We start from the raw sequence: 235 nt of genomic DNA, 5'->3' as shown, positions 1-235 counted from the left end.
ATCGAATCGCAGCTGCTGCAGGTGGAGTCCGTACAAGAAGCAGTCATCATGGCCCGCACGGACGAAACAGGTCAAACATTGTTAGTGGCGTACTACGTGGCAAGTCAAGAGCTTGGAGCTAATGAGCTGAGACAAAAGCTGGGACAAGCGCTGCCCAGCTATATGGTGCCGTCGTATTTCATCTGGTTGGAGCAGATGCCGCTGACACCGAACGGCAAAATCGACCGCAAGTCCC

The 235-nt window shown here is 54.0% G+C and carries 1 protein-coding gene; it reads left to right on the top strand.

From position 1 onward, the window contains the following. A partial coding sequence (locus HFD99_RS25330; protein ID WP_167441110.1) for an amino acid adenylation domain-containing protein occupies nucleotides 1–235 on the top strand: 235 nt, incomplete at both ends.

The sequence above is a fragment of the Paenibacillus sp. EKM301P genome (assembly GCF_011800295.1).
Lineage (GTDB): Bacteria > Bacillota > Bacilli > Paenibacillales > Paenibacillaceae > Paenibacillus > Paenibacillus polymyxa.
The sequence above is the reverse complement of the archived record's forward strand: the minus strand, read 5'-3'. Positions and strand labels throughout refer to the sequence as shown.